This is a genomic window from Desulfurobacterium crinifex (genome assembly GCF_054656775.1).
Window position 1 is genome coordinate 456,399 of record NZ_BAAHXO010000004.1, and the last position, 22,236, is coordinate 478,634.

The window sequence follows — 22,236 nt, forward strand, 5'->3', positions numbered from 1 at the left end:
ACCTGTTTCTTAATATCCACTTAAATCCAGCCTCTTATTGGTTCTTTTCTCTCACCTTCTACAGGTATCTGACTCAGTCAAAACTGAATCCCTGGGAGCCTGAGTTCAGTTATGCCTTCGGATATGACGACTGGCATCCAAACACGTTTAACTTAATGTACAGTAATTACAGTGGAAATAGAATTTGCCGAGGTAAATTGACAAATCTCAGTGAAGGGGTTATCAGTGGAGGCTACAAATTTAACTCTCTAAGTGAATTAGCTCATGCTATTAATCTTAACTATAAGCCATCCGAAGATAAAACATTTCTAACTTTTAACACAAGGTGGAGCATATACAAGTTTCTGTATGCTCAAATTACTGCCTACATTTACCTTCAGCCAGAAAAACAAAAGATGTGGGATCCCGATTTTACGTATTCATTTGGATGGTTTGATTGGAGACCATTTCACATCTCCATTGAATACAGCAACTATGGGGGAAACAGGTTCCCATGGCACAAAAAAGTAGGAAACACTTCCTTTAAGAACGGCTGCATTTCAGTCCACTTTGGAATAGCGTTTTAACTCATTTAGACAACCTATCCCTTTTCAACAGATTCCAAATCTTTAGAACCAAAAGAAAGTCGTTCCAGGCTCTACATAGCTTTAAATCCTTAAATCTCCAACAAGTTCTTTAATACTACCGTATCCCATCTCTCTTAGGTATTTTTCAAGTCCATTAACTATCTCCTCAACTGCTTTTGGATTAAAGAAATTAGCAGTTCCCACCTGAATAGCAGAAGCTCCAGCAAGGAAAAACTCAACGGCATCTTCCCAGGTAGAAATTCCTCCTATTCCAATAACGGGAATCTTTACAGCTTTTGATACCTGATAGACCATTCTGACTGCTACAGGCTTGATTGCAGGACCTGAAAGACCTCCAAACTTATTCTTTATCCTTGGCTTTCTTTTATAAATATCTATCGCCATTCCAAGAAGTGTATTGATAGCTGAAAGGGCATCAGCTCCAGCACTCTCTACAGATTTTGCAATTTCTACTATATCTGTAACGTTCGGTGAAAGTTTCACTATTACAGGCTTGTCTGTGTTCTTCTTTACTGCTTCTGTAAGCTTTGCAGCTTCAAAAGGGTCAACACCAAAGGCAAGTCCACCTTTTTTAACGTTTGGACATGAAATATTTAGCTCTACAGCATCAACCCCTTCAACGCCTCTTAGCTCCTTTGCAACAGCGATATACTCTTCAATTGTTGAACCGTAAATGTTTGCAATCACTCTCGTTCTGTACTTTTGGAGCTCTGGAACGATCTTTTCAATGAAGTACTTAACTCCTGGATTCTGAAGACCTATTGCGTTGAGCATTCCACAGGGAGTTTCCCAGATCCTCGGAGGCTCGTTTCCTTCCCTTGGGTTTATGGATAGTCCCTTAACACAAACAGCCCCAACTTTATTCAGGTCAATATAAGGAGCATACTCAAGCCCAAAACCAAACGTTCCAGATGCTGTCCAGACAGGATTCTCAAACTCAATTCCAAATAGCTCCACTTTTAACATCACCTTACCTTCCTCAAGAAAGCTATTGTTTCAACGTGGTAAGTTTGTGGAAACATATCTATCAATTTTGCCTTTTCCATGTTGATTCCGTACTGATGAAATAGAGCAATATCCCTTGCGAGGGTTGAAGGATTGCAGGAAACATAGACTATCTTCTTCAATCTTGGAAGGTTTGCCAGCTCTCTAACCACCCTCTGGCTCAATCCACTCCTTGGAGGATCAACCACAATGAAATCGGGATTGTAGCTTTTAATAATATCCAGTCCCTCTTCTGTTTCTCTACAGTAAAAGTTTATGTTTCTCAAGCCGTTTATATCCTTGTTGTAAAGAGCATCGCTGATTGCAGAAAAGTTTGATTCAACTCCAAATGCCCTGTGAACATACCTTCCCACCGGAATTGTCAGCGTTCCAACGCCACAGTAGAGATCTCCAGCAAGCATGTATTGGTACTCCATTGCAGCTCTTGAAACCCTATCTATCAGATTTCCAACCTGAAATATGTTTACCTGAAAGAAAGAATCTGCACTAACTCTGAACTTAAATTTATCAATGCTCTCATAAGTAAAATCCCTACCGAAAAACTTAATCCTTTCCGGATATCCTTCCAATCCAACCTTGTAGATACCAAATCCAACAATGTTTAATTCGAGAATTTCTCTGATTCTTTCAAGAGTTAGATTGATTTTCTTAAACTTTCCTGAATAGACAATTTTTAGTAGAACTTCACTTTTAGAAGATGAGTAAATGTGAAACTCTGCTGGCTCTGTTGGAAGCTCCAGGAGTAACCTTTTCAACTTTGGCATTACATCCTGAATATCTTCCTTAAGGAGTAAGCACCTATCTATATCAACAACGTTGTGGCTTCCCTTCGCAAAGAAACCAATTTTTCCATTTTTCACTTTCAGTTGTGCTCTGTTTCTGTAATTCCAGCAAGATGCGGAAGGAATGACTTCATCAATGTTGGGCTTTTTTATCTTCCCTATCTTCTGGAGATTCTCCTCCAAAATATCTCTCTTAAACTTAACCTGGTCTTCGTACCTTATATGCTGCCAATCACACCCTCCACATTTTCCAAAGTAAGGACACCGTGGCTTTATTCTCGACTCTCCAGACTCAAGAATTTTCTTAACTACCGCCTCACTGTATCCACTTTTCCTTAAAACTTCCTCAACAATGACAACATCTCCGGGAGAAACCTGCGGAACGAAAATTGCCCTGCCGTTATATCTGCCAAGACCTTTACCACCATAAACCAGCTTTTCTATCCTCAGCTTAAAAACTTTATCGTTTTGTTTCAAAAATATCCTCCTACGGTTGAAAGTTCAGGAATGAATTTTAACAAGTTAGATTACAGGAAAAATACAAGAATCAATAATTCTTTTCAGGCACTTCCAGTTTACCTACAGCATAACCTTGAAGGAGAGAAAAGCCGAGCTCTTTCGACAGCTCAATCATTTTCTCCGTTTCTACCATTTCAATAATAGTCCTTTTTCCAATATCTTTTATTATTTCATTAAGTCCTTTAAGAAGCTTCCTGACATTTTCATCTCTTTCTGCCTTTCTTAGAAAACTGCCATCAAATTTAACAATGTCAACGGGAAGTTCCACCATAGTCATAATGTTTGCTTTTTCCACTCCGAAGTCATCAATAGCTATTCTTATCCCTTCTTTTCTAAGTTTGCGAAAGATTTCGGCAGTTTTCTCATCGTAACTATCCCTTTCGAGAACCTCTACCACAAGTTCTTCTGGTGGATACCCTGTTTTCTCAAGAAGAGAAAGAATAAAAGGATAAAAATCATTTACAAGAAGCATCTTTGAAACGTTAACACTGAAGTATTTACCTGCAAACCTCTGGTAATTAACCATTTTGAACCTGAGAGCTTTTTCTATCACCTTCTTGGTTATTCTCATCTGAAGGTCAGTGTTTCTCACATTGACAGAGGATATGTAGGAGTAGATGGATTTTATCTCTCCATCCGCAAAGATCCTTCCAAGAACCTCATAACCGATCGGGGAAAGGGAATCGGCTTCTACAATCGGTTGAATGGCAAAAGTTATCTTTTCCTCATTTAAGGCAATCTTTAGTTGTAGATATAGCCTGTTATCTATTTCCATCCTCTTTCTCAGTTCGTCATCAACAATTACAAAATAACGCTTCTCACCTTTCGCTCTCTTCAAAGCCTCAAAAAGCTCATCGATGACTCTGTCAAAATCGACCTCTTTTAACTTTATACTGTCAACAACTACGTAAAACTTGAAGCTTAGTCCATTAAAAGTTATGGAGGAAATGCTTTCTTGAGCGATGTTTATAACCTCTTTCTCTATGTCTTCATTTACCGGAACCACGATCACAAAACGGTCAGCCTCCTGACGTCCGACAACAACTCCTCTAAACTTTTCCGAAGGGAAGACTTTTACTAAATGGTTATAAATTTCATTTAAAAACTCATCTCCCTTTTCTCTGCTCTGGGAATTAACAGCTCTAAAATTCTCCACATCACACAGAATAACCACCGCGTTCTCAAAACCCATGACCTTGAGTCTCTCAACAGAAGTTCTTAGACCGGTGTGGTTGTATCCTCCTGTCCTTGGATCCTTTATTGTTGCACGAAAAAGTCTTACCGAAAGAGTATCTATCTCCTTATTAATCCACCATCCCAACAGAATCGCTACAGCAACAACAAAAGATAAAAACGGAACAAGATAGTAAGCAAAAAAAGATTTAAGACCCTTTTCCAAAAAGAGATCATTTTCCATCTTTATATCGTCAATCAGTTGGGCTAAACCAAGAGTCTTAACATATATGGTGAGAGCAAGTCCAATATCTGGAAAATCCACAGAGAAAGAAGGAAATTTTCTATCTTCATAAGTGGTTGTATCTATGAGAAGTCTTCGAAAATCCAATCCTACCTCTTCCATAATGAGAGGCATAAATTGAGAGACTGTCTTCACAATGTTTATTACATCCGTTTTTATCTTATATCTGTAATTTCTCTTCAACCTCTCTTCATCCCCAGATGTTACAAGGAAAATCTTTTCCTCCGGAAAATACTCAACATAAGTCAACCTTCTCTTTCCTTCTTTCCAGTATTCAATAAAAGTTCTTCCGAATTTGATAGCTCTACTAACTCCATCCTTTAGATAAGAGTTTCCCCTATCATCTTTAGCTGTGGTTATCAGAACACCTCTACTGTGGGGATGATAGATATAACCATCTTTTATGTAATAGACTATTCCATCACCATAGAGAAACCTCTGATTTAAAAGTTCTTCGGCCGAATGGTTCTTCAAAAATTCTCTTGCCTGCAAAATATTCTTTTCTAAGAGAGACCATTTATAATCCTCAAATCTCCTCTTCTCTTCTTCATAGAACGATAGAAGAAAGTTTCTTATATACTCTTTTCTGAACTCAATTTCTTTCTTTAAGAATTCTTCACTTGTTTTATCCAGAATTTTTTTTGTATTTGTAAGAAACCCAGTATAAAAAATGTAAAAAAATAAACCGGCAATAAAAGTAGAAAATATAGGTATTAAAACCATGAAAACTTGAATAAGATAAACAGGTATCCTCTCCCTTCTAAATTCCACTGACTTTACCTATACTATTACTTTGATTGAAAATCAACCTAATATATAATATCATAAATTGGAGCTCTGCTAAAAGAGGCAATAAATGAAGTCCTCGAAACTCTTCATTATTCTATTCCTTGCTATTCTGATTCCTGTAGCCGCTCAAGGGGGAGGAAGAGAGGATTTTGAAAGGTATTGTATGGAATGTCATGGAGAAAGAGTTCCTCCTATCTATCCCGCTGACAAACTGAAAGAGCAGTGGAAAGAATTTTTTCAAAAGGAATATCACAAAATTCATAAAAAAGAGAAAGTTATAATTCCGCCTGCAACCTTAAGGAGGATTGAGGAATATGTGGAAACGTATGCTGCCGATTCTGATCAGCCTGAAGGTGCTACTTTTTAATTTTAACGTCTCATTTGCATCTGAGGCTGAGCTCCTTCAGAGGATTGAAAAACTTGAAAAAGAACTGGCAGAGTTAAAGGCACAACTGGCAAAAGAAAGAATTAAGAACAGGAGAAGACTTCAAAAGATAGAAACGGCAGTAAAGAGCTCCAAGATACGTTGGTATGGTAACCTGAGAACGATTGGTTCTTTCTTTGACACAGATGGAACAAACTCCTTCCTTCAATCCTTCCCACACACCCAAAATCTGGAAGTCAAAGAGAAAACCGAAAGGTGGTTAACCCGTTTTAGACTCAACGGTATTGCTAGGTTCAATGATTTTACATTCCATATGAGAATATCCACCTATTACCTGTGGGGTGATAGAGACAGAATGGACTACTTTCCCTACTTAACTACTGGAAGGATACCCCATGGTGGAACCGAACTTTTCCTTGAAAGAGCATACGTTGACTGGAAATTGCCATCTTCTTCAGCAGTTTTATCTGTAGGAAGACTTCCTGTAGGGGGAGGACCTCCTTGCGACTTTAAAGAGGATTCTGTAAGAAAATCGGTATATCCCGCAATCTTTTTCGACAGCGCAATGGACGGAATAATCCTTTCAGTCCCCTTAGAAAAAATTACGGGAATAAAGCACTCAGGATTTAGACTGGGATATGGAAAACCTTATCAGAGCGATGTTGAACCGGTCTTTTACTTCCAGAGAGGGGAAGTAAAAGATATCCGTGCACTCTTTCTAATGTTCGAATCTCCACTTCCAGAATGGGTAGGAGATGATACCCTTTTTGTTGGAGGTTTTTCCTACTTATGGGATATTCCAAATGCTCTAGATGTAAACAATGTTTACACTTATGATCCGAAAACCGGCGAAGTAATCCCGCTGAATGAAACAAGATACAGTGTTGGAGATTTAGAAGCAATAGGAATTCATATTCAGGCTAAAAAGTTCCTTTATTCCAACTTTGACACCTTCCTCTCCCTCGGCTTTACAAGAACAAAACCCGCTCCCAAATACGACGAGGACGACGTTGTCTCTATCCTTGGAAGTACTGACGAGAAAACTGGATGGGCGGTCTATACAGGATTCAGATACAACTTTAATAGAATGAACAAAGTAGGATTTGAATTTAACCACGGCTCAAAGTATTGGTTAACTTTCTCTCAAGCGCCGGAAGACTTAGTTGGAAAACTTTCTGTTAACGGCAACGTCTATGAAACCTACTTTATTCATAGATTTACCGACAGAATAATGTCAAGATTGGGATTTATCTATCTTGATTATGACTATCTGATGGGAATACCAACATGGGCTACACAGCCAATCAAGACAGATTTTAACATAAAGACCTTCTACGGTCTCTTAGATTTCAGATTTTAAAGTAGCAGTGAACGGTAAACAGTGAGCAGTAAGGAATGAAAAACTGTAACTATTCGCAATTCTCTGCTCACCACTCACTTTTTTTTAAAACATTCAATTCAAAAGCTGTTAAACTCCCCCTTTGCAAGGGGAATATAGAGGTTCAAAACTTACTGCTACAAAAATCCCCCTGACCCCCCTTTAAAAAGGGAAAAACGTTTTAGCAGTTTTTGAACAGAATTCTTTTTAAAAATGCTTAACTTTTCTGTAGAGAGTATCCCTCTGTACAGGTTTATACCCAGCATCTTTTATCAGCCTGATAATCTCCGATAGAGGAAGTCTGAACTTAACTCCAGCAGCTGCAACAACGTTTTCCTCGATCATCAAAGAACCAAAGTCGTTTGCCCCGAACTTCAGCGCAACTTGAGCCATTTTCCCACCCTGAGTTACCCATGAAGCTTGAACGTTATCAAAATTGTCAAGGTATATTCGAGAAACCGCAAGAACCCTTAAGTACCTTTCTCCACTTGCTTTCTCTTTTACCTCCTTCCCCAATTCTGTATTATCAGGTTGATAGCTCCACGGAATGAAAGCTGAAAAACCTCCAGTCTCATCCTGAAGTTCTCTCAAAACTCTCAGATGTTCAATAATATCCTCATCTGTATCCACACTACCAAACATCATGGTTGCTGTTGTCCTGAGACCAAGCCTGTGAGCAGTTCTGTGGACTTCAAGCCACTCTCTTGTCTTTGCTTTATTTGGAGCTATCCTTTCTCTCACCCTGTCTGTCAATATTTCTGCTCCACCACCAGGGATAGAACCAAGACCTGCCTCTTTCAACTTTCTTATTACCTCTTCAATTGAAAGATTTGAAACTCTCGATATATGAACAATCTCAGGAGCTGAAAACCCATGAATGTGAATCTGAGGAAATTTCGACTTTATAAACCTTAACAGATCCTCATAAAACTCTATTCCGAGATCTGGATGGAGTCCTCCCTGAATGAGAATTGCAGTTCCACCAAGATCAATGGTCTCCTGAATCTTCTGCTTCAAAGTTTCTCTATCTATAACATAAGCATCGGGAGCTTCCTTATTCCTGTAAAAAGCACAGAATCGGCACTTGCAAATACAAACATTTGTGTAATTAATATTTCTATCAATCACGAACGTAACTTCCCTTTCTGGATGTTTTTTGTTTCTAATAAAATTTGCAAGCTGTCCAAGGGTAATGAGATCACAACTCTCAAGTAATCTTAGAGCATCCTCTTCAGAAATCCTTTTTCCTGAAATAACTCTTTCCACAATGTTCATGGTTTTCTCCAGGGACTATAATTAAGTCAGAACAGATTTAAATTATAGAGGTATATCTTGAGCTGTCCAATCTGCGGAGGCAGTGGCTGGATCATAGGAAATAATAACGGTAAACGTAAAGCTTTAAGGTGCAGATGCCAGTTTGAAAATTTCAAATCAACCTACCTGAAATCATCCGGAATCCCGGTTAGATACAAAAACTGCAAATTTTCAAACTTCCAGCCTGAAACAGCAACTCAGCTAAGGGCACTGAAGGAGTGTGAGGAGTTTTTCTACTCTTTTCCTTTCGTAGAAAAAGGTCTCCTTTTGTATGGACCACCCGGTACAGGAAAAACTCATCTGGCAGCAGCAACTCTACGTAACGTTATAGCCCATAAAGGAATGAAAGGTCTTTTCTACGACTTTAGAAATCTACTGATAGACATTAAAAGCACCTTCGAAACCAGTGAATCAAGCACTGAAATTTTAGAAACTGTACTGAAAGCCCCCCTTCTCATTCTTGACGACGTTGGAGCAGAGAGAAATACAGACTGGGCAAAGGATATCCTTTCAACAATCATAAACTACAGGTATGTTAACAGTTTACCAACGATAATAACAACCAACCTCCGATTTGACCTATCCACAGATGAAAGCTTTGCTGCAAAGTTCGATGAAAGAACAGAATCCAGAATCTACGAAATGTGCAAAATCTTAAAGGTGGATGGCCATGACAGAAGGAAAGAGAATCGCCTATAAAAACATTGGATTGATTGCAAATCCCATAAAACCTGAAAGCGGCAAAGGGGTAAAGAGAATTGTAGATAAGCTCAAAAACTACCCCGTAAAGCTTTTCACGGATGAAGAAACATGCAAACTCACAGGGAACAGCTGCAAATCCCATGTAAAAGTTGTTGATAGATTGGTTTTGCCCGATAAGGTGGATGTAATCTTAGTTCTTGGAGGAGATGGAACATTTCTCACCGTTGCAAAGCTTGTTGATAAAAAGCCAGTTCCTCTCCTCGGGATAAACTTTGGAACTTTAGGGTTTCTCACAGAGATATCAATCGATGAAATTGAAGAAAGCTTAGAAAGACTTTTAAATGGTGATTTTGTTCTGGAAAATAGACCAGTTATCAGAGTGAAAGTCCTTCGCAAAAATGGACATATATCAATCTACAGGTGTGTCAACGAAGTTGCAATAAAGAGGGATACCCTTGCAAGAATTATAGAGATTGAAGTTGAAGCTAACGGAGAGTACGTCACAACCTTCAGAGGAGACGGGGTCATAGTAGCAACTCCTACAGGTTCAACTGCCTATTCTCTATCCGCCGGTGGCCCAATCTTGATGCCAACCTTAAGTGCTATGCTTTTAACTCCCATCTGTCCCCACACACTAACTCTAAGGCCTCTCGTCCTTGAAGGAAAAGTCTGTTTATCTGCAAAGCTTAAAACAGAAAGTGAAACAGTAATGGTGATCTTCGACGGACAGGAAGGAATTGAACTTCGCAAGGGTGATGTCATAGAGATAACCCGGTCTCCTTACGACCTTCTGATACTGAGAGATCCCAGGAAATCTTACTATCAAACCTTAAGGGAGAAACTGAAATGGGGATAGTTACGGGAGTTATCGCTGTAATTACACTTGCTTTTCTCTTCAACATCAATCAGGGATTAAAGACTCCCGAAAGTAGTCAGTGCTACGATGGAAAACTTTATATCTCAAACATAGGTAACACTCCACCAGATAAAAAAGATAGAGATGGCTACATCGCATTAGCAGACCTTGAAGGAAATATCATAAAAAGGAAATTTATCTCTGGATTAAACGCTCCGAAGGGAATTACATTTGCAGATGGAAGGCTCTTTGTAGCAGATATTGATACTGTAGTAGTAGCTGACCCACAAACTGGTAAGATTTTAAAAAAAATTAGAATTCCTCAAGCTCGATTCCTCAATGATACGGCTTATGACGGAAAAGGTTATGTCTACGTTAGCGACACACAGACAAACACGATATACAGAATAGACATTAAAAACTACGGTGTTTCCCAGTTTATAAAGAACCCGGAACTCCAAGGGCCTAACGGAATTGCGTTTACCAAAACTGGAGAAATGATAGTAGTAAGCTGGGGTGGTGGAAAGGTAATGAAAGTGGAAAACAGTAAATTAAAAACCATAGCCTCTGGTTTTGATAGTCTCGACGGTGTTGTTATCCTTGATGATGGTTCTATAGTATTTTCTGACTTTTCTGCTGGGAAAATATACAAACTGAGAAATGGCAAGCTTGAAGAATTCTCTTCAGGTTTAGTTCTAACATCTCCAGCAGATATTGGCCACTGTAATGGTAAACTATTTATTCCAGAATTTTTGCTTAACGATGTTAAAGTGTTCAAATTGGAAAGATGAAAGGAAAAGAAATCGTCATAATTACCGGTGAATCTGGAGCTGGCAAATCCAGCGCAATGAAGCATCTTGAGGATTTAGGTTTCTACTGTATAGACAACATACCTCCCGATCTCATCCCCAGTTTGATACACCTTGTTGAAAACAACCCAGAGATTAAAAAAGCTGCCCTTGTTATAGACATAAGAAACCCCGGATTCAGGGACACATCACCAATAATACTGAAGAAGCTGAAAGAACAATTTTCTTCCATTCAAATCTGGTACTTTACAGCAGAAAGAGATGTCTTAATTAAACGCTTCAGTGAAACCAGAAGGCCTCACCCTTTTGAGAGATATGAACCGGAAAAAAGCCTTGAAAGTCTTATAGATGAAGAAAAAGAAATGTTGAGTTCTGTAAAGCAGTTTGCGGACATAATCATAGATACATCTTTTATGACTACCCACGACCTTAAAAGGTTTATCAGAGAGCTGTTGTCAGGAGAAAAACCTCGACTCAAAATCACTTTTCTCTCCTTTGGATTTAAATATGGAATTCCCCCTTCTGCAGATAACGTTTTTGATGTCAGGTTTCTGCCTAATCCACACTTCGTTCCAGACTTAAGACCAAAAACAGGAATGGATAAAGAAGTTGTTGATTACATAATGCAGTTCAAAGAGACGAGAGAAACACTAAATTTAATTTCAGACCTTATAGAGTTCTCTATCCCAATGTATGAAAGGGAAGGGAAATCCTACATTACTTTTGCCATCGGCTGTACAGGTGGGCAGCATCGCTCTGTAGCAATTGCGGAGATTCTTGCCTCCAGAATCAGTAAACGCTTCTCAGATTACGAAACATACGTTGAACACAGAGAACAAAACGTTAGAAGGAAAGTTCAATGAAGAAAATTATCGTATGTGGTCCTTACAACGCCGGCAAAACTACTTTCGTTAGAAATGTAAACAGCAACGAATTCTTAGGTACAGAAGAGAAAGAAATCGATCTGGAAACTTTCACAGAAAAGGAAACAACAACAACCATCGGAGTAGAGGTAAACTTTTACAAGAATGAAGGTGAAGAGTTACTCTTCATGGGCGTTCCAGGTCAAGAAAAGTTTGACTTCATCTGGGAAATAGTAGGACAGCACTTTGATGGAATACTCTTCCTGCATCCTGCTCATGAAAGCATTGAAAGATTAAAATTCTATATTGATTTCTTCTCAAAAATGGATTCTTTTTCAACAGCTTTGAAGATGATTCTCATTACCCACTGTGAAAAATGTGAAAAAGTAGAAAATATTCTTCTACAGAAAGCAGAACAATTTGGTTTCCCTGTAGAATTTATAGATCCCAGAAAAAAAGATCAGGTATTAGAAGTTGTTAGTTTTGTAGTAAATGCTTTAAAAGGAGAAATCCATGTTAGGAATCCTTAAGAAAGGCAATGGAAGTAAATTGGAAGCTAAAAATATACGTGAGTATATGGGAAAAAAGAGTAAGGAAATTGAAGCAGGAGGATGGATAGCAACAGCCCTTTTTACTTCTGATGGGTTAAAAGTTTTTTCAAAACAGAAAAATGAAAACTACAGCGTAGAACGAATATACCCTTACGCAATAAAACTCTTTCAAACAGCATTTAAATTCCACGAAAAGGCCAACCCGGGTTTAAAGGTGGGAGGATTTGAACCTCCAAGAACTTTGATTTACCAGATGAATACAAGAGAAATTGTTTTCATTATGAGAGGATATTCTCAAAAGCTTGATATTTTCCTGATTTACATTGCTGATCCAGAGCTTTCCGTATTCTTCTCGACCGATAGAACAGTAAAAAAACTGCAACACTGGTTGTTTGAAGTAAGCAAAGCTATAGACAACTTCTTAGATTCGAGGAAGGAGAAATGACCTTTCAAGAGCTCCTCATTAATCTCCTTGGAACACATGGGAAATGGTCGATAAATTTAGAGGTTGATGATTGGACAGGTATTATTTACGTCCAATCAGGAAAAATTGTGAAAGCAGAAGTAACAGGAAAGGAAAGTTTTTCTGGAAAAGAAGCTCTAAAATTTATTACTTCTCATGAAAAAGAAATAAAAAGTGTAGAACTTTTACCTTTGAAAAATCCAGTAGAAAAAGAAATAAATCTCAACCAGATGGACGTCCTTTCTTTCTTCTCCAACGACATTGAAAATACAGAAGTTGAAGAAACAAAAAAAGAAGAGGAAGTTTCAGCTTTTCTTAAACTCTGTAAAAACTACTTTAATCCCCAAAACATCAAACTTATTTATACCCATCACGGTTTTGAATATCTGAATCTCGAAATAGAAGAAACCTCTGAACTGGAGAAAGAGATACTATCCTACTACGAAGTATTCAAAAGTTGGTCTTCTTCTAAAAGTGTCGTTTTTCATTTTCAAAAACTGTTTGGAATATTCCTCACGGAAGAGGAAAAATTTCTCTTCATACTGTTAGACAAAGAAGAACTTTCAAATTTCGAACTTGATGAACCAGAAATTGTGAGCAACTTAGGAAAACTCTTGAGGCAAGAGAACTCTCCCTCATCTGATATTAACTTCCAAGGATGGATATAACTCTTTCTGAAGCATCCTCAATCTCTATGTTAAGAAGTCCTATATTCGCATCTTTTTTAACAACACAAACCAAAATAGCTCTTTTTCCAGTTTTTCTTGCAAGAATATTTTCATTCTCACACCTTACAAGAACATCCTGAAATTCTCCTGCCTCAACAAGCTTTGAAAGTTTATCTGAAGTACCAACTACAGCTGCTGCCATTGCTGCAAGCTTCTGAGCATTCAGGCTTCCTTTAAGCATAATGGAAACCACCACTTGTCCATCAGGCGTAGCAATAAGAGTCCCTAACAAATCACTCCCAAGGGAATCAGAAAGATCGGACAATACCTGTTCAAGGCGCTCCTTTTTACTCGCCATCTTTTCCTCCTAACTATAGATCACTAAGAAGCTCATCCATTATCGATTTTATAGGAGACTCCTCATAAAGGAGATCTGTTCCACATTTAAGATCTTCAAGAAAAGCTATAGCATCCTTTACATACTCCTTAGGAATTATTGAACCATGCTGAGGAACAATAGCGTCAATCTCAAAGGGTTTTATCTTATCAACAAAGTACTTGAGAGCTTTACTTGACGCCATGTAATAGACGTGAAAATACATCATTTCTTTCTTGTGTCTTTCAAAATCTGAAACAATCAGTTCCCACTTCTGCTGAATTGCCGCAAAGATATCACCTGAAAAGAGCAACTTAGCCTTACTATCATACGTAACAAAAGCATCGGGGAAGTGGAGAAATGGAGAACTGAGAAAGAGGAGGATTGAACCATCTCCAAGTTCTAACATTGTATCATCAAGAACACTTACATCCAGCCAATGCACACTATTTCTATCAAACCCATAGTAAGGAAGAAGAACCTTTGTTCTTGGAGTAGTTACAATCGTTATATTGGGATTTATTTTCAACCATTCCGGTATAGAACCGGCAACATCAGGATCCTGATGGTGAGAAACTATATGAGTAACGTCCTTAGGATCTATAAGCTGAGAAACTCTCTCCTTGACCTGAGAAAAGTGTTGAATTCCTCCTGGATCCAGAAGAACATTCTTATTTCCTGCGGAGATAAGGTAAGCATTACACCTGAAAATAAACTCTTCAGAACTACCAACCCAAGCTACTCTATGTCCTCCCGACTCGTATAGGATAACAGGTTCATTTAAGTCGTAATTACCCTTTTTAAGTTCTTCTATCCTCAGTCCCATATTTATCCCCATTAAACTTTTGATAGTTCAAGACTGAACTGGTGAAGCATATAACGGGTATAACCCAGGTTCGCATCACTTTTGAGAACGGCAACCTGGAATAACTCATCGTTGTAAAAGATTCTTACAAGAATAAAAATCTCACTCGTACTCATAAGAATTTCCTTGGGCATCCCTACAGTGTACTCCCCAAGGATTTTGTATATCTGGAGGTACTCTTTCACAATGTTTTTTACCCTTTCTACAATTCCATCCATTTCTATTTCATCGCCAAAAGAGTCTATTACGTCCCCCGAAAACTTTACAGCAGCATAACCAACTATAAAGGGAATTTCCTCTTTTGCTCTTTCTGCTATACCCATTTCTATTCCCCCTTAGATCAGCAAAGATTACAATTAATATACCAAAATAATAATTAAAGTAAAGTTCCCACAATATGATATGTTAAAATAAAGCACCTCTTATAAAAAGCTTATAAAAAGAAAGTCTCAATTATTTCCTTCTACATTTAGCCGCAGTAAAGTTAAAGAAAAGACATCTTTTGAATACCCTGACAACAAAATAGCATTTCAAATATTCCTGCTAATCAACAACTTCCAGAATTGTTAAATGATCTCTCCCCGGAACAACATTCAAAGTACAGCTTTTAAGCTCATTCCATAGAGAGAAGGCACCTTCTAATCCAGTAACCGAATCTTCCTCTCCTGCAAGAACAACTACTGGAACTGTTATTTTTCGCAAGTGTGGAACAAGATTAAACCAGGCAAAAGATTCAAGAAGTTTTATCGCTTTTTCTTCACACAAGGTTGGAATAAGCCAATCTCTGGAAGAACAGAGCCCCCGAAAATAGTAAACAGTTTCCATAAAATTTCTTTTTAACTTTCTCAAAAACCTTTTTACAACTACCTCTGGCTGGGAAACCCCAGAAAAAGCGGAAGTGGGAGCATACAGTACCAGTTTTTCAACCTTTTCAGGATAAGAAACAGCCGTCAGAACGGCAACAGATGCACCGAGTGACCAACCAACAAGAGTAGAGCCTTCAGGAATAAACTCTCCTATCTCCCTTGAAAGACAAAAGATATCCGTAGATTCAAACGGAGAATCTCCATGACCAGGAAGGGTTAAGTGAACAGCATCTCTAAAAGGAGAAATTGACCAGATGGAGCCATCAAAGCTCCATCCGTGAAGAGTGAAAACTTTTTTCATGCTGCTTTTCTTTGAGCCACTTTATCCTTCTTCATTAGCTTCTGAATCAAATGGAATTCCTTAATTACGTCAATTGCCCTTCTTAACTGGCTATCTATTCTCTTCTCCCTTTCTTTCCTTATCTCTTCTGTTTTCTCTGGATGTTCCTCTATCTCTTTAAACTCCTTCTTAAGCTGTTCTATATCTTCCTTAGACAGTTCCACCTCAATATCAGGCTCTATCCCTTTTCCATCAATGCACTCATTGTTTGGCATGTAGTATTTGGCAGTCGTAATCTTAACAGCATAACCCATTTCAAGTGGGTAGAGGGTTTGAACAGAACCCTTTCCAAATGTCTTCTCACCTACAACAATCGCCCTATCATTGTACCTGAGAGCTCCCGTCAGAATTTCAGCCGCACTCGCAGTACCACCGTTTACAAGCATTACAACAGGAATATCAAGTGGAACCACAGGATCATGTGTGGAACGGAACTTCTTAATACTTTCAGGAATCCTTCCCTTCGTATAGACGATAAGAGCTCCCTTTGGAAGGAAGTAATCACTTATTGCAACAGCAGAATCTAAAAGACCACCTGGGTTGTTTCTGACATCAACGATAATTCCCTGAAGCTTTTTGTCCTTGTTGAGTTCCTGAAGAGCTTTCTTAAACTCCTCAACTGAGTTCCTCTGGAACATCGTAAACCTGATGTATCCGATATCTCCCTTGAGTACTCTGTACTTAACACTCCGGATTTTTATGATTGCTCTCGTTATCGTGAACCGCTTGGGTTCAGACCAGCCCTTTCTCCAGATCCAGATGGTTATCTTCGTTCCCGGTTTCCCTCTCATAAGCTTTACAGCTTCCATAAGGGTCATATCAGAAGTAACTTCTTTATCCTCTATCTTTACAATGATATCTCCCGGTTTAACTCCCGCCCTGAAAGCCGGTGTATCCTCAATAGGAGCTATTATCATTAATTTTCCATCTTTTGTTTTTGTTATCTGAATACCAAGCCCTCCAAATTCTCCTTGAGTTTCCACTTGAAACTCTTTGAGCTTATCAGGAGTAAAGAGTGTACAGTGGGGATCAAGCTTGTTGAACATTCCCTGAATAGCACCTTCAAAGAGCTTCTTTGGAGTTACAGGTTCAACGTATCTCTCTTTAACAAGCTGATAGGCTTCGGTAAAAAGCCGAATGTAGTTAATTTCTTCCTTCCCTGTGGCTGTTCCTTTCTCAACCGCAGAAAGAGAAATCTTTCCTAAGGAAAAAACAAAAACGATCATAAGCGAAAAGAAAAATACTGATTTAAAAAGTTTCCTCATCTTTTCCTCTCAAGGACCTTTTTAACTTTCTCTATTATGCCCTTCTCGTCAAGCTTGAAGTAGTGTAAAAGCTCCCAACCTTTTCCGGATCTTCCAAAGACGTCAGGAATCCCAAGTCTTTCCATTGGAACTGGATAGTTCTCCACAAGAGCTTCAGCAACGGCAGAGCCAAGTCCTCCAACTATTGAGTGCTCTTCAGCAGTAACAACTGCTCCCGTTTTTGATGCAGACTCAACAAGAAGCTCAACATCAATTGGTTTAACCGTTGGCATATGAATAACTTCAATTGAAATACCTTCTCTTTCCAGAATATCCGCAGCAAGTAAAGCAAAAGAGGTCATTACACCGTTTGCCACAACAGTTACATCCTCCCCTTCTCTCAGAACAATCCCCTTTCCCAGTTTGAATTTATAGCTCTTATCAAAAATCCTCGGAAAGTTTTCTCTACTAAGTCTAACATAGAAAGGACCATCTGTGTAAGCTATCATTCTTATCACTTGCTCAGTTTCTATATCGTCTGCTGGAACAATAACCCTCATGTTTGGAATATTTCTCATATTGGCAACATCTTCGAGAGCCTGGTGGCTTGCTCCATCTTCACCAACCGTAATTCCACCGTGGGTACAAACAATTTTTACGCTCAAGTTCGGATAACAGATAGTCTGCCTTACAGCTTCCCATGCCCTTCCAGTTCCAAAGATTGCGAAGGTACTGACAAATGGAATCTTACCGGTTGCGGCCATTCCAGCAGCAACGTTCATCATATTGGTTTCGGCAATTCCCATGTTAAAGAATCTATCAGGAAAAGCCTTCGCAAACTTGGAAGTTTTAGTAGAACCAGAAAGGTCGGCATCAAAAACAACTATCCTCTCATCTTCTTTCCCGAGCTCTACCAGAACCTCACCGTATTTATCTCTAAGACTGACCTTCTCCATTGTTTCCTCCTAAACAATCTCTCCCAGTTCTTTAAGTGCTTCTTTGAGCAAGTCTGGTGGCAGCGCCTTTCCGTGCCACTCAGCTCTGTTTTCCATGAAGGAGACCCCTTTCCCTTTGACAGTTTTTGCAACAATCATTGTCGGTTTGTACTTTACTGTATCTGCTTCATCAAGGGCAGCTTTTATCTCTCTGAAGTCGTGTCCGTTTATCTCTATAACGTGCCAGCCAAAAGCTCTCCACTTCTCCATCGTTGGATAGATCGACATAACCTCGTCAACAGGACCATCAATCTGGAGGTTGTTGTTATCAAGAATTACGCAGAGGTTGTCAAGGTTGTAGTGAGACGCTGCCATCGTTGCTTCCCAGACACTACCTTCCTGTGCTTCACCATCTCCAATCATGCAGTAAACCCTGCTATCACTCTTATCAAGTTTAAGAGCAAGAGCTATTCCAACGGCAGCTCCAATTCCATGTCCAAGAGACCCTGTGCTTATCTCAATTCCAAGAGTTTTCCTCATGTCTGGGTGTCCCTGAAGGTCTCCATCTATCCTTCTAAACTCATTTAACTTCTCAAGTGGAAAATAGCCTGTCCTTGCAAGAACAGAGTAGAGTGCCGGACAGACGTGTCCCTTAGAAAGAACAAACCTATCTCTCTTTTCCCATTTTGGATCTTCTGGATTATGTCTCATTTTGTAGTAGTAGAGGGTAACAATAATGTCCGTTGCAGACATTGCACCGCCAGGGTGACCTGAGTTGACGGCAGACGTCATTTTGAGAATGTCCTTTCTGACTTCTCTGGCAATTACACTAAGGGTAGCTTCGTCTATATCCCTATTTCTCTCCATAAAGAATGACGGTTCAAACCTTATCATTTAAACCTCCTGAAATCCTTCCTCTTCCTTAATCTTTAAAATCTCTCTTTCAACTTGCTCTCTTGCTGTTCCGCCAATTATATTCCTGCTGTTGATAGAACCTTCTACGCTCATAAGTGAGAGAACATCTTCCTCAAACTTATCTGAAAACTGCTTAAATTCTTCAAGCGTTAGGTCTTCAAGACCATTACCTCTATCAAGACAATATGCCACCAGTTCTCCAACTATTCTGTGAGCCTCTCTGAATGGCACTCCCTTTTTGGCAAGGTAGTCTGCAACATCCGTTGCAAGGGAAAAACCTTTCTTAGCCTGTTCTCTCATTCTCTCTCTTCTCGGCTTCATCCCGGAAACAATCTTTGCATTAACTTTAAGAGCAAGCTTAACCGTATCTATTGCATCAAAGAGTGGCTCTTTGTCTTCCTGAAGGTCTCTATTATAGGTAAGTGGAAGTCCTTTAAGAATAGTCAGGATTGCCATTAAATCTCCATAAACCCTTCCAGTCTTACCTCTGGTGAGCTCCGAAACGTCAGGGTTTTTCTTCTGGGGCATAATTGAACTACCTGTACAGAAAGCATCTGGAAGGTCAATAAATCCAAACTCCTCAGTTGACCAGAGGACGAGCTCCTCAGAAAGCCTTGAAAGGTGCATCATAACCATTGCACAGTTGAAGATTGTCTCAGCAATAAAATCTCTGTCACTGACTGCATCCATGCTGTTTCTGGTTACATCTGAAAATCCAAGGAGCTTTGCTGTGAATTCCCTATCAAGTGGATAACTCGTTCCTGCAAGTGCGGCAGAACCTAAAGGAGAGATATTGACTCTTTTCAGTGTATCCTGAAATCTCTCTGCATCCCTTTTAAACATCTGGTAGTAGGCAAGCATGTGGTGGGAGTAGAGAACTGGTTGAGCAATCTGAAGATGGGTGTATCCAGGCATCACAACATCTAAGTTCTCTTCAGCCTGTTTTACAAAGGCTTTCCTTAACTCTTTAAGGAGCTCCAAAATCTCCTCTATTTCATGTCTTACGTAAAGCCTAACATCTGTGGCTACCTGGTCGTTTCTTGACCTTCCTGTGTGAAGTTTCCCGCCGACAGGACCTATTCTCTCTGTCAACCTTTTTTCTATGTTCATATGGACATCTTCGAGTTCCGTCTTCCACTCAAAACTGCCACTCTCAATCTCATCAAGAATCTTGTTTAAACCTTCAATAATTTTCTCTGCTTCTTCCTTCTGCAGAATTCCCTGCTTTTCAAGCATTTTCACATGGGCAATACTTCCTGCTATGTCAAACGGAGCAAGTCTTTTATCGTAAGAAACAGATTCTGTGAATTTCTCAACCAACTCATCAGTAGACTCTTTAAACCTTCCGCCCCAGAGCTTTTTCTCTTCTGCCACAATTACCTCCTCTGGTTTGCTCAATTCTATCAAACAAGTTGCCTTTGGTTTATCAGAAACCTATAATTTCTAAAAGCTTTCACGGAGGAAAATATGCTCGAAAAAGGTATAAAGGAAGCCCTCACATTTGATGATGTCCTCTTACTTCCTAACTACTCTGAAGTTCTTCCAACTCAGGTTGACGTAAGAACAAAACTCACCAAGAGAATCACTCTCAACATACCAATAATGAGCGCCGCAATGGACACCGTCACCGAATCAGAACTTGCTATCGCTATCGCCAGAGAAGGAGGAATTGGAATAATCCACAAGAACCTCTCTATTGAAGAACAGGCCGAAGAGGTTGACAGGGTTAAAAGGTCAGAAAGTGGAATGATCGTCAAGCCTGTTACCGTTTCTCCCGACCAGACGATAGCTGAAGCAGAAGCTCTAATGAGAAAGTACAAAATCTCAGGTCTTCCTGTAACAGACGAAAATGGAAAACTCCTTGGAATCATTACAAACAGAGATATAAGGTTTGTAAAGGACTACAGTAAGAAAATCAAAGAGGTAATGACAAAAGAAAACCTTAAAACGGCTCCTGTAGGAACTACCCTTGAGGAAGCTAAGGAAATACTCCACAAATACAAGATTGAAAAACTTCCTGTTGTTGACGAAAAAGGCTACCTCAAAGGACTTATAACAATAAAAGACATAGAGAAAAAGGAAAAGTACCCTAACGCCTGCAAAGATGATCTCGGCCGCCTCATGGTAGGTGCTGCAATTGGCGTTGGTCCTGAGGGTCTCAGAAGGGCAGAAGCTCTTATTGAAGCAGGTGTTGACGTTATTGTTATTGACACTGCACACGGACATTCAAAAGGCGTTATAGAAATGGTAGAAAAAATAAAGGGGCTCTTCCCTGATATTGATGTAATCGCTGGAAACGTTGCAACTCCTGAAGGAACAGAAGCACTCATAAAAGCTGGAGCAGATGCAGTAAAGGTAGGAATCGGACCAGGTTCTATCTGTACAACGAGAATCGTTGCAGGTGTGGGAGTTCCACAGCTCACAGCAATTGCCCAGTGTGCAGAAGTTGCAGATAAGTATGACATCTCAATCATTGCAGACGGTGGAATCAAGTTCTCAGGTGACATTGCCAAGGCAATCGGTGCTGGCGCAAGGGTTGTAATGATCGGTAGCCTCTTTGCAGGAACAAAAGAAAGCCCAGGAGAACTCGTTCTCTATCAGGGAAGGAGTTACAAAGCTTACAGAGGTATGGGTTCCCTTGGAGCAATGAAGAGGGGAAGCAAGGACAGATACTTCCAGGCAGAAGTTGAGGAGAAAAAGTTAGTTCCAGAAGGAATCGAAGGAATGGTTCCATACAGAGGTCCTCTTGCCGATACTATCCACCAGCTTGTAGGTGGACTTAGAGCTGGAATGGGTTACTGCGGAGCAGCTAACATTGAGGAAATGAGAAAGAAAGCAAGGTTTGTAAAGATTACCTCAGCAGGTCTCAAAGAATCCCACGTTCACGACGTTATCATCACAAAGGAAGCTCCAAACTACTGGGTAGAGAGATAATTACCGGCTCCCTTCGGGGAGCTTTTTATATAGCTTCCTTACCAACGATTATTCCATAAAAAGAGAGTGCATCTAAAAACTCCCTGTTCAGCTTGTTTCTCCACCTGTTTAAAGCAATCTGAAAACCTGAAGGCTTCTTAGGTTTGTAAAGCAGTGGCATTCCAGCTTCTTCTGGAGTCATGTTTCCTTTTTTCTGGTTACATTCAGTGCAACAGGTCACAAGATTTGTCCAGCTCCACGTTCCACCACGACTTTTTGAAATAATATGGTCAATGGTGACTTCACTGTCCTTTACTATTTTTCCACAGTAAGCACAGGTGAAATTGTCCCTTATAAAGACAGCCCTTCTGGTTGGAGCCGATGATTGCCAGTGTCTCATCAGAACGGGAATTCTGATAACAAGGGGTGCGGGATAATCCATGGTAGGGGAAGAGAGCTTCACACTTTCATAGTACTGGAGAACTTCACATTTGTTGAGAAGATCAAGAATAAAGGCTTTCTTGTGGGAAAAAATGGAAACAGGAGCATAGGTTCTGTCAAGAACCAAAACGGGATGTAGTTTCATTTCCAGATCTCCTGAAGGTTAAACTATTATATATTCCAGAATTTCAAA

The 22,236-nt window shown here is 39.5% G+C and carries 24 protein-coding genes; 11 read left to right on the forward strand and 13 right to left on the reverse strand.

Features of this window, described 5'->3' with window-relative positions; genetic code table 11:
- Window positions 1-197: 197 nt before the first annotated feature.
- Window positions 198-566, forward strand: coding sequence for a hypothetical protein (locus tag ACYQ3A_RS04325; RefSeq protein WP_459895880.1), 369 nt, complete (start codon window positions 198-200; stop codon window positions 564-566).
- An 81-nt stretch (window positions 567-647) separates the two neighbouring features.
- Here ACYQ3A_RS04325 and ACYQ3A_RS04330 read toward each other — a convergent pair whose 3' ends face one another.
- The 3 genes from ACYQ3A_RS04330 to ACYQ3A_RS04340 form a co-directional block, all read right to left on the reverse strand.
- On the reverse strand, window positions 648-1,553 hold the full coding sequence (locus ACYQ3A_RS04330) for a dihydroorotate dehydrogenase (RefSeq protein WP_459897429.1): 906 nt from the start codon (window positions 1,551-1,553) through the stop codon (window positions 648-650).
- Window positions 1,553-2,851 (reverse strand): class I SAM-dependent RNA methyltransferase, encoded by a 1,299-nt coding sequence (locus tag ACYQ3A_RS04335; RefSeq protein WP_459895881.1) that lies wholly within the window; start codon window positions 2,849-2,851, stop codon window positions 1,553-1,555. Before ACYQ3A_RS04335 ends, ACYQ3A_RS04330 begins: the two co-directional genes overlap by 1 nt.
- 70 nt (window positions 2,852-2,921) lie before the next feature.
- Window positions 2,922-5,141, reverse strand: a complete 2,220-nt coding sequence (locus tag ACYQ3A_RS04340; RefSeq protein ID WP_459895882.1) for an EAL domain-containing protein — start codon at window positions 5,139-5,141, stop codon at window positions 2,922-2,924.
- A gap of 85 nt (window positions 5,142-5,226) precedes the next feature.
- Here ACYQ3A_RS04340 and ACYQ3A_RS04345 point away from each other — a divergent pair, with 85 nt between their 5' ends.
- Window positions 5,227-5,526 carry a hypothetical protein gene (locus ACYQ3A_RS04345; protein ID WP_459895883.1) on the forward strand — a complete coding sequence of 100 codons (300 nt, stop codon included), beginning with the start codon at window positions 5,227-5,229 and terminating at the stop codon, window positions 5,524-5,526.
- Entirely contained in the window at window positions 5,486-6,904 is a 1,419-nt protein-coding gene (locus ACYQ3A_RS04350) for a DUF3373 family protein (protein ID WP_459895884.1), read from the forward strand. Before ACYQ3A_RS04345 ends, ACYQ3A_RS04350 begins: the two co-directional genes overlap by 41 nt.
- 225 nt (window positions 6,905-7,129) lie before the next feature.
- Here ACYQ3A_RS04350 and mqnC read toward each other — a convergent pair whose 3' ends face one another.
- The gene (mqnC, locus tag ACYQ3A_RS04355) at window positions 7,130-8,197 is read right to left on the reverse strand and encodes a cyclic dehypoxanthinyl futalosine synthase (protein ID WP_459895885.1); all 1,068 of its coding nucleotides are present in this window, start codon (window positions 8,195-8,197) and stop codon (window positions 7,130-7,132) included.
- A 57-nt stretch (window positions 8,198-8,254) separates the two neighbouring features.
- On the opposite strand from mqnC, the gene ACYQ3A_RS04360 reads away from it, so the two are divergent.
- From ACYQ3A_RS04360 to ACYQ3A_RS04390, 7 genes are read left to right on the forward strand one after another with little or no spacing between them, the layout of a single operon-like run.
- Window positions 8,255-8,935, forward strand: a complete 681-nt coding sequence (locus ACYQ3A_RS04360; RefSeq protein WP_459895886.1) for an ATP-binding protein — start codon at window positions 8,255-8,257, stop codon at window positions 8,933-8,935.
- Window positions 8,907-9,794, forward strand: a complete 888-nt coding sequence (locus tag ACYQ3A_RS04365) for an NAD(+)/NADH kinase (RefSeq protein WP_459895887.1) — start codon at window positions 8,907-8,909, stop codon at window positions 9,792-9,794. Before ACYQ3A_RS04360 ends, ACYQ3A_RS04365 begins: the two co-directional genes overlap by 29 nt.
- Window positions 9,785-10,585: a Vgb family protein gene (locus ACYQ3A_RS04370; protein ID WP_459895888.1), complete on the forward strand. Its 801-nt coding sequence runs from the start codon at window positions 9,785-9,787 to the stop codon at window positions 10,583-10,585. Before ACYQ3A_RS04365 ends, ACYQ3A_RS04370 begins: the two co-directional genes overlap by 10 nt.
- On the forward strand, window positions 10,582-11,466 hold the full coding sequence (rapZ, locus tag ACYQ3A_RS04375) for an RNase adapter RapZ (RefSeq protein ID WP_459895889.1): 885 nt from the start codon (window positions 10,582-10,584) through the stop codon (window positions 11,464-11,466). Before ACYQ3A_RS04370 ends, rapZ begins: the two co-directional genes overlap by 4 nt.
- Window positions 11,463-11,996 carry a hypothetical protein gene (locus ACYQ3A_RS04380; protein WP_459895890.1) on the forward strand — a complete coding sequence of 178 codons (534 nt, stop codon included), beginning with the start codon at window positions 11,463-11,465 and terminating at the stop codon, window positions 11,994-11,996. The genes rapZ and ACYQ3A_RS04380 overlap by 4 nt, the downstream gene beginning before the upstream one ends.
- A complete protein-coding gene (locus ACYQ3A_RS04385) occupies window positions 11,980-12,462 on the forward strand; it encodes a hypothetical protein (RefSeq protein ID WP_459895891.1) in 483 nt (160 codons plus the stop codon). Before ACYQ3A_RS04380 ends, ACYQ3A_RS04385 begins: the two co-directional genes overlap by 17 nt.
- Complete coding sequence (locus ACYQ3A_RS04390) at window positions 12,459-13,148, forward strand: hypothetical protein (RefSeq protein WP_459895893.1); 690 nt, start codon at window positions 12,459-12,461, stop codon at window positions 13,146-13,148. The genes ACYQ3A_RS04385 and ACYQ3A_RS04390 overlap by 4 nt, the downstream gene beginning before the upstream one ends.
- Here ACYQ3A_RS04390 and ACYQ3A_RS04395 read toward each other — a convergent pair.
- The 8 genes from ACYQ3A_RS04395 to argH all read right to left on the reverse strand — a co-directional run bounded on the left by ACYQ3A_RS04395 (window position 13,126) and on the right by argH (window position 20,063).
- The gene (locus tag ACYQ3A_RS04395; RefSeq protein ID WP_459895894.1) at window positions 13,126-13,506 is read right to left on the reverse strand and encodes a roadblock/LC7 domain-containing protein; all 381 of its coding nucleotides are present in this window, start codon (window positions 13,504-13,506) and stop codon (window positions 13,126-13,128) included. The genes ACYQ3A_RS04390 and ACYQ3A_RS04395 overlap by 23 nt on opposite strands.
- Before the next feature lie 13 nt (window positions 13,507-13,519).
- Window positions 13,520-14,350 (reverse strand): oxygen-binding di-iron domain-containing protein, encoded by an 831-nt coding sequence (locus ACYQ3A_RS04400; RefSeq protein WP_459895895.1) that lies wholly within the window; start codon window positions 14,348-14,350, stop codon window positions 13,520-13,522.
- A gap of 11 nt (window positions 14,351-14,361) precedes the next feature.
- Window positions 14,362-14,712 (reverse strand): hypothetical protein, encoded by a 351-nt coding sequence (locus tag ACYQ3A_RS04405; protein ID WP_459895896.1) that lies wholly within the window; start codon window positions 14,710-14,712, stop codon window positions 14,362-14,364.
- A gap of 220 nt (window positions 14,713-14,932) precedes the next feature.
- Complete coding sequence (locus tag ACYQ3A_RS04410; protein ID WP_459895897.1) at window positions 14,933-15,556, reverse strand: alpha/beta fold hydrolase; 624 nt, start codon at window positions 15,554-15,556, stop codon at window positions 14,933-14,935.
- Window positions 15,553-16,860, reverse strand: a complete 1,308-nt coding sequence (locus ACYQ3A_RS04415; RefSeq protein ID WP_459895899.1) for a S41 family peptidase — start codon at window positions 16,858-16,860, stop codon at window positions 15,553-15,555. The genes ACYQ3A_RS04410 and ACYQ3A_RS04415 overlap by 4 nt, the downstream gene beginning before the upstream one ends.
- Entirely contained in the window at window positions 16,857-17,795 is a 939-nt protein-coding gene (locus ACYQ3A_RS04420; protein ID WP_459895900.1) for a transketolase family protein, read from the reverse strand. Before ACYQ3A_RS04420 ends, ACYQ3A_RS04415 begins: the two co-directional genes overlap by 4 nt.
- A 9-nt stretch (window positions 17,796-17,804) precedes the next feature.
- Window positions 17,805-18,668: a transketolase gene (locus ACYQ3A_RS04425; protein WP_459895901.1), complete on the reverse strand. Its 864-nt coding sequence runs from the start codon at window positions 18,666-18,668 to the stop codon at window positions 17,805-17,807.
- Entirely contained in the window at window positions 18,669-20,063 is a 1,395-nt protein-coding gene (gene argH / locus ACYQ3A_RS04430) for an argininosuccinate lyase (protein ID WP_459895902.1), read from the reverse strand.
- A gap of 93 nt (window positions 20,064-20,156) precedes the next feature.
- On the opposite strand from argH, the gene guaB reads away from it, so the two are divergent.
- The gene (guaB, locus tag ACYQ3A_RS04435; protein ID WP_459895903.1) at window positions 20,157-21,623 is read left to right on the forward strand and encodes an IMP dehydrogenase; all 1,467 of its coding nucleotides are present in this window, start codon (window positions 20,157-20,159) and stop codon (window positions 21,621-21,623) included.
- A 25-nt stretch (window positions 21,624-21,648) separates the two neighbouring features.
- Here the strand turns inward: guaB and ACYQ3A_RS04440 are convergent, their stop codons facing one another.
- Entirely contained in the window at window positions 21,649-22,188 is a 540-nt protein-coding gene (locus ACYQ3A_RS04440) for an HNH endonuclease (protein ID WP_459895904.1), read from the reverse strand.
- Window positions 22,189-22,236: the final 48 nt, after the last annotated feature.

Coding starts and splice junctions, on each gene's coding strand:
- ACYQ3A_RS04330 (WP_459897429.1), bottom strand. CDS start 1,553: ATGTTAAAAGTGGAGCTATTTGGAATTGAGTTTGAGAATCCTGTCTGG.
- ACYQ3A_RS04345 (WP_459895883.1), top strand. CDS start 5,227: ATGAAGTCCTCGAAACTCTTCATTATTCTATTCCTTGCTATTCTGATT.
- ACYQ3A_RS04350 (WP_459895884.1), top strand. CDS start 5,486: ATGCTGCCGATTCTGATCAGCCTGAAGGTGCTACTTTTTAATTTTAAC.
- mqnC (WP_459895885.1), bottom strand. CDS start 8,197: ATGAACATTGTGGAAAGAGTTATTTCAGGAAAAAGGATTTCTGAAGAG.
- ACYQ3A_RS04365 (WP_459895887.1), top strand. CDS start 8,907: ATGACAGAAGGAAAGAGAATCGCCTATAAAAACATTGGATTGATTGCA.
- ACYQ3A_RS04370 (WP_459895888.1), top strand. CDS start 9,785: ATGGGGATAGTTACGGGAGTTATCGCTGTAATTACACTTGCTTTTCTC.
- rapZ (WP_459895889.1), top strand. CDS start 10,582: ATGAAAGGAAAAGAAATCGTCATAATTACCGGTGAATCTGGAGCTGGC.
- ACYQ3A_RS04380 (WP_459895890.1), top strand. CDS start 11,463: ATGAAGAAAATTATCGTATGTGGTCCTTACAACGCCGGCAAAACTACT.
- ACYQ3A_RS04385 (WP_459895891.1), top strand. CDS start 11,980: ATGTTAGGAATCCTTAAGAAAGGCAATGGAAGTAAATTGGAAGCTAAA.
- ACYQ3A_RS04390 (WP_459895893.1), top strand. CDS start 12,459: ATGACCTTTCAAGAGCTCCTCATTAATCTCCTTGGAACACATGGGAAA.
- ACYQ3A_RS04395 (WP_459895894.1), bottom strand. CDS start 13,506: ATGGCGAGTAAAAAGGAGCGCCTTGAACAGGTATTGTCCGATCTTTCT.
- ACYQ3A_RS04400 (WP_459895895.1), bottom strand. CDS start 14,350: ATGGGACTGAGGATAGAAGAACTTAAAAAGGGTAATTACGACTTAAAT.
- ACYQ3A_RS04405 (WP_459895896.1), bottom strand. CDS start 14,712: ATGGGTATAGCAGAAAGAGCAAAAGAGGAAATTCCCTTTATAGTTGGT.
- ACYQ3A_RS04410 (WP_459895897.1), bottom strand. CDS start 15,556: ATGAAAAAAGTTTTCACTCTTCACGGATGGAGCTTTGATGGCTCCATC.
- ACYQ3A_RS04415 (WP_459895899.1), bottom strand. CDS start 16,860: ATGAGGAAACTTTTTAAATCAGTATTTTTCTTTTCGCTTATGATCGTT.
- ACYQ3A_RS04420 (WP_459895900.1), bottom strand. CDS start 17,795: ATGGAGAAGGTCAGTCTTAGAGATAAATACGGTGAGGTTCTGGTAGAG.
- ACYQ3A_RS04425 (WP_459895901.1), bottom strand. CDS start 18,668: ATGATAAGGTTTGAACCGTCATTCTTTATGGAGAGAAATAGGGATATA.
- guaB (WP_459895903.1), top strand. CDS start 20,157: ATGCTCGAAAAAGGTATAAAGGAAGCCCTCACATTTGATGATGTCCTC.
- ACYQ3A_RS04440 (WP_459895904.1), bottom strand. CDS start 22,188: ATGAAACTACATCCCGTTTTGGTTCTTGACAGAACCTATGCTCCTGTT.